The organism is Cupriavidus sp. 01L46 (assembly GCF_056399905.1).
Genome location: NZ_JBFTSF010000359.1, coordinates 1 through 5,787 on the forward strand (window position 1 = coordinate 1; position 5,787 = coordinate 5,787).

Genomic DNA, 5,787 nt, shown 5'->3' on the forward strand with positions numbered 1-5,787 from the left:
GGAGCGTGGGTTCCGCTGCGTGAGTCTCGTCGAAGGCGCGCAGGGCACGTACGTGCCGGTCGCGCTCGGCCACCAGCGTGGCCATGGCGCCTAGCGCACGAACCAACGCCGTAGCTTGCATGACCTGTTCGGAGTCGGCGACGTCCATTCGCGTCAGGACGATCACGTGGGCAGCGGCAAGTTGCGCGGCAGCCAGGCCAAACTCCTCCCGATCCGCCATCGGCCTGTCGCAGGCATAGGTGGTCACCACACGCACGCGCATGCGCAAGTGCGCCAGCTCGGAAAGGCTGCGCAACACCGCACCGGGATCGGATAGCCCACTGCACTCCAGGATCATGCGCCGGAAGCCCGGCGCGCCGGAGAGCCTCCGCGTCTCCAGCATGGCCTCGATGGTGTACTGCAGATCGTTGGTCAGGCTGCAGCAGACGCAGCCGTTGCTAAGCGTGGCCATTGGCACGCCAGCGGTCACAGCGATCAGCGCACCATCGATATTGACCTGCCCTACGTCGTTGACGATGACAGCCGTGCGGCCATCATCATCGGCGGCCAACAGGTCGCCCAGCAGCGTGGTCTTGCCGCTGCCGAGGAAACCCGACAGCACCACGAACTCGGCCGGCGCTTCCATTACTGCCCGTCCTCGGTGGCATTTGCCGCTGCCACCATCCCTTCAACGTCGTCCAGCAGTTCCTGGGTGTCGAACACCATACCGTCCTTGATGGTGGTGCGCAGGCAGCGCTGCCATTGACCGCGCTGGCGCGCCTCGTCCAGCCGCAGCGCGCCCGTGCCATAGAGCAGTTTGAAGTCGTCGAGCGGATTACTGTCGTGGACCAGGAGGTCGGCGCGCTTGCCAACCTCGACCGACCCGGTTTCGGCTTCCAGCCCGAGCAACTCCGCACCCTGGTAGCTCGCGGCGCGCAGCACTTCCAGGGGGTTGAAGCCCGCTTCCTGCAGCAGTTCCAGCTCGCGCACGAAGCCGAAGCCGTAGACCTGGTACATGAATCCCGAATCGCTGCCGGCACAGACGCGGCCACCGCGGTTCTTGAAGTCGCGCAGGAAGTGCATCCACAGGCGGAAGGTCTCGCGCCACTCGACTTCGTTTTGCGTGGTCCATCGATACCAGTACGATCCATGGCCCCCGCGGTGCGGCTCGAAGTACTTCAGCAGCGTGGGATCGGTGAAGCGCGCGTGCCAGTCGGCGCGGCGTGTACGCATCAGGTCGCGGTTGGCATCGTAGACGTTCATGGTGGGCACGAATGTGTGCCCGGCGGCAAGAAAGGCGTCCAGCACCTGCTCCCATTTCGCGCTGCCGGGTTGTRCAGCCTGCAAGAAGGTGGTACCCGCCGTGGCGAAGCGCAGGTATTCGTCGTTGTAGTGATAGCCCGAGGGAAATGACTGGACAGTGCGGTCCTCGAACAGAGCTTCCGGTAGACCGTAGGAATGTTCCGAACTGGTCAGGCCCCACTGGGCCGTGGTCAGCGCATTCATGCGGCTGACCGCCAGTGTGGCATGGTGGCAACAGGTGCGCAGCCCGAGGTTCCGTGCCTCGTCCAACGCGGCCTCCATGACCGCAGGGGGCGCACCGAAGAACTTGACGCCATCCGCACCCTTGTCGGCAAGCCGGCGCAGCCACTCACGTGCGGCGGCGGGCGTGTGGATGGTCTTCAGGTAGTCGTTGATGGCCGGGAAATAGGCATAGGCGTACAGGCTCGGTGCCGCGATGCTGTGCGCAGCCGAGGCGGCCTTCTGCTCCAGCGTCCAGGCCAGGCCGTTGAAGCAACCAGCCTCCCGGACGGAAGTCACGCCGTGTGCCAGCCACAGCTTGTAGACGTAGTCCGCTCCCGGCATGTTGCCGCTTGCCGCGTGGAACGGTGCGCCGATGTGCGCATGGCTGTCGACAAAGCCTGGGGTAACAAAGCGACCTTCGCAATCGATCTCGTGTTCCGCCTGCGCCGGTCTGCGCTCGGGGCGGATCGGCAAGCCAGGTGTACCGACGCTAACGATGTCGGCGATCCGGTTGCCTTCGACCACAATGTCGACCAGGCCCCAGGGGGGAGCGCCGGTGCCGTCGATCAACGTAGCGCCGCGCAGGACCATGCGAGGAAACGGCCCCAAGCCACGATCGCGGCTGCGCGCTGGCGCCACGCCAGGCAGCCCGTACTTTGCGAACCCCGCCACGATTTCCTCGCCGATCTCAATGGCCGCCACCTTTGTTTTTTCCATGTCAGTCCCTTCCAGGTTGATGTCAGCGCCGTGGGCTGGCGCGGTTGCCGATGCCCACCGCCACCGTGACCAGCACCGCGCCGATCATCGTGGCGACATCAATGCCGCGGCCAAGGAACAAGCTGACGAAGAGGGTGGACACCACCGGCACCGCATAAGCCAGCAGCGCCACCTGATGCGGGTTGCCCTTTTTCATGGCGTAGTCCCACAGATAAAAGGCGCCGCCCAGCGGTCCGAGCGACAGGTACGCCAGGGTAAGCCAATGCCTGGGTGCCAGCGATGGCATCCCGCCGCCCAGCGCAAGCTTGTCGTACGCAGGAAGTTGGCCAAGCACCGCGTAGGCTGTAAGCGAAGCCAAGCCGGCAAGCAGGCAGTAGAGAGAAACGGTGGCCGTGGGTACTTCGGCGAAGCGCCGCGACCAGACCGAGTAATAGGCCCAGATCAGCGCCGACACGAGTGCAAGCGCAAAACCGACCCCTGCGCCGGCACCGAACACCGGTACCGCTCCAAGGCAGGCGGCCGCACCGGCGAAGCCGAGCACGCCGGCGCCAACATGGCTTCGGGTGAGCTTGTAGCCTTGCAGCATGAGCGGTGTCAGTAAAATGATGAACAGCGGCCACAGATAGTGCAGCAAGTTGGCCGCGACGGCATCGGCGGTCTTCAGGCTCAAGAAGTAGAGCGCGTGATAGCCCAACATGGCCAGACTGCCCACTAGCACGGCACCCGGCTCCAGCCGTCTCCAGGCAACCCATGGCAGCCCGATGATGCCGCCTCCAGCCAAGGCCACGCCCGTGGTCAACAGCGGCGACAGACCGGACAAGCTGACCACCGACACGGCGAGCGTGCTCCAGATCAAGAGCGCGCAGACCGCCAAGGCCATGGGTAGCCACGCTCGGACTCTGGGAGTGCCAGAAACGTCGGCGTCATTCAGCTCGGCAGTCGATTTCTGCGTCGCAGCTATGGTCGTGGCGGCCTCCGGCACGCCCTGAAGCAGAGCAGCGGCCTCCCCGTTCACGCCTGCTCCCCTGCGCCCAGTACGAACACCGCAGCAGCACTAGGTGCCAGTGACACGATCTGCGCAAGTGCGGCGGGAGCCACACCTTCGTGCTGGCATAGGAAGGCAAATGCCCCAACGGTTCGACGGCAAACCACCACTGGCACGTTGATCAGCGTGCGCGTGCCAAGCGAGCGCAGCAGTGCGTGATCAGGAAAGTAGCGAGCCAGGGCGACATCGCCGGCGGCAACCAGTACGCGCTGCTGCTGCAGGACATGCTCCGCCCATTCGCTACCCCCGAGATGCTTCCAGCCCCCCACAGGATAGGCCGAGGGAACGCTGGAATAAAGTCGGCGCACGTCACCTGGCCCGTCTGCGCCGCCGGCCACAGATGCCTTCGCGACCAGGGCGGTCATGTGGAGAAAAGGCATCGCCTTTGCAGCGACTACGGCAAAGCGTGCAAAGGCGTCCTGCACCGACTCACCGCTTCGCACGGCCACCGCGGCCTGGCCCGCCAGCGTACTGTCGACGCCGGCCACGTCGGTCTGCTGTGGCCGGATCCCAGTCTTCTCTTGCGCCAGCGCGCCAAATGCAAGCAGCGCCAGTCCGCTGCCGGTGGCAAATTGTCGTCGATTCATAGCAGGCCTCCACGTTGTCGATGGAAAGAGCATAGATGCGACGTGCGCCAAGCACTTCCAACGGACAATATGAATCGCGGAGCCTTCTATCCTACGGACCATACTATCTTGCCTGGTGCCGTCGATAGCCGGGGGATCAAACTGCATCACATGCGCTGCGATAACACTACCCAAGGCCGTCGTGCTGGCCGTGGTACCGCTCGACCAGCGAGGGAAGATCCCGGCTCGGGTTGGCATTCGCTGATGGCGCCACGCGATGGCGCCGGTGCAGGCGGGACCTCACAGGATGTCGCCGAGTATCCGGCCAAGCTACCGGCCACGGCCAAGACGCGCATTTGCGTCGGGTAGCTGCACGCGCAGGTAGAACAGCACCGTCTCGCACAACGCCACGAAACTTACCTTCTTGAATGCGCGCGTCCCAGTGAAGTTAAGTGGAGGACCACCAAGCAGCGCGGCGCGCAACGTCGTCCCTTCCAGCCCATCGAGGGCCAAGCGCCGCCTGAACTCCCGCCAGGCTTGCCGCGGATGAACCGTAAGCAGGACCCCCGCGTTACGCGCGCACACACCGCGGCCGAGCCAGCCTGCAACGGTGTCGGACGATACAACCGCAGACAGCCGCCTTTGGTCATCCTCCGATATTCCACTGGTGATCCTTCGCTGATCCAGCATATCCGCAATCGCGGCCGTACTGAGACAAGAAAGTCCCGGCGTGAAGTCCTTCCCATGATCGGCGTACTTTGATGGCGAGAAGTGCCCCATGCGACACCTATCCTCCGGAGTGACGAGATGGTGCGACTTTCACATATGAAAGTTATGACTCGATATTCTCGAAAATATGCCTATTGCGGCACGCACGAGGGGGCGTAAGTTGGGGGTATCCGTACCTTCTACGTAGAATCTGACGTAATTGCCCAGAGGGCCCCTTGCCCGCAGGCCTACCTCTTTACCGGTCGAGACCCTGGTTGGCGCGTTGCGGGTTCATGGAGAGCTTCCTTTATTCTGCAATGGCCGATCCGGATTGCTTGGCCGGCCCCCCTAGAGCCCCTCCTTCCTGACGGTGTAAGTTGCCAGTTTGGGCGCCTTGCCGCTTCCGACATTCCGCGCCGAATGTGCCGAGCGATGAAGACCCGGGCGGCGTCGGCGGGCCGCGAGGCGGCCCATTGCCGCAGGGGTCGCCAACACAGCTTGCCGTCTTACCGGAACGCATCCTCAATGCGATGCCGCTGGAACAAAAAAGGACTGGACCGCTTGCCTAGCTGAGAAGCAATATCCCGAATCTCCATTTTGCCAAAGCTGGGCTGATCGGCCTCTGGCGTTGATCGCAACACGCAGCCATCGTGTACGACCCGATCGCAGAGAACCTCGACCACCTCGTCGCAAGCCTCATCCACATACCGCCTACAGGGCTTGCTGAGGTCTATCTTAGATGGATTTCCCTCCTATATAGGGGATTCGAAAAATAATCACTCGTGCGCGTTATGAAATAGCGCCTCAATGCTCAACAGTTACGTCTGATATAAGCCTGACGAATTTGCAATGAGTCATGCGCTGGCCTAGTCTCCACATCGTGACGAAATAAAACGCCGCGTTCCGGTGTCCGGCATTGATCACCCCAATACAGATAATCAGCAAAGACGCTGAATCATACCGCGCAAATCAGATTAAACCACGTTGAATGGGCGAGGTGTGATTTTAATAAAATCGTCGTCGATGTTATTTTTTATATGGCTAACCAGACCTATCGTGAAATTCACCGGGATTGCCGAAAACCGGAAAAAGAGTAGGCGCGAAGCGAGGAGACCATCATGGCAGAAGCTAATGCACCCGTCAAAGGCAAGGCGGCCGTAGATTCAACCCAGAGCATCACCATCAATGTGATGACAACGATGAATGTCGAAGCCATCATTGCTGCTAATGGCTCATTGAGTCAGAACC

General features: G+C 62.2%; 5 protein-coding genes. All 5 read right to left on the reverse strand.

From position 1 onward, the window contains the following. On the reverse strand, positions 1-625 hold a 625-nt coding region (locus tag AC1DS3_RS34175; protein ID WP_477128914.1), incomplete at its 3' end, for a GTP-binding protein. Then, positions 625-2,220 carry an amidohydrolase family protein gene (locus AC1DS3_RS34180; RefSeq protein WP_477128915.1) on the reverse strand — a complete coding sequence of 532 codons (1,596 nt, stop codon included), beginning with the start codon at positions 2,218-2,220 and terminating at the stop codon, positions 625-627. The genes AC1DS3_RS34180 and AC1DS3_RS34175, both read right to left, overlap by 1 nt. A 22-nt stretch (positions 2,221-2,242) precedes the next feature. Continuing rightward, positions 2,243-3,235, reverse strand: coding sequence for a DMT family transporter (locus AC1DS3_RS34185; protein WP_441641165.1), 993 nt, complete (start codon positions 3,233-3,235; stop codon positions 2,243-2,245). Continuing rightward, the gene (locus AC1DS3_RS34190) at positions 3,232-3,852 is read right to left on the reverse strand and encodes a hypothetical protein (RefSeq protein WP_441641166.1); all 621 of its coding nucleotides are present in this window, start codon (positions 3,850-3,852) and stop codon (positions 3,232-3,234) included. The genes AC1DS3_RS34185 and AC1DS3_RS34190 overlap by 4 nt, the downstream gene beginning before the upstream one ends. 309 nt (positions 3,853-4,161) lie before the next feature. Then, positions 4,162-4,611, reverse strand: a complete 450-nt coding sequence (locus AC1DS3_RS34195) for a hypothetical protein (RefSeq protein ID WP_441641167.1) — start codon at positions 4,609-4,611, stop codon at positions 4,162-4,164. Positions 4,612-5,787: the final 1,176 nt, after the last annotated feature.

What these genes read in the sequence shown, in the direction of transcription:
- AC1DS3_RS34190 (WP_441641166.1), bottom strand. Translation starts at nt 3,852, where the DNA reads ATGAATCGACGACAATTTGCCACCGGCAGCGGACTGGCGCTGCTTGCA.
- AC1DS3_RS34195 (WP_441641167.1), bottom strand. Translation starts at nt 4,611, where the DNA reads ATGGGGCACTTCTCGCCATCAAAGTACGCCGATCATGGGAAGGACTTC.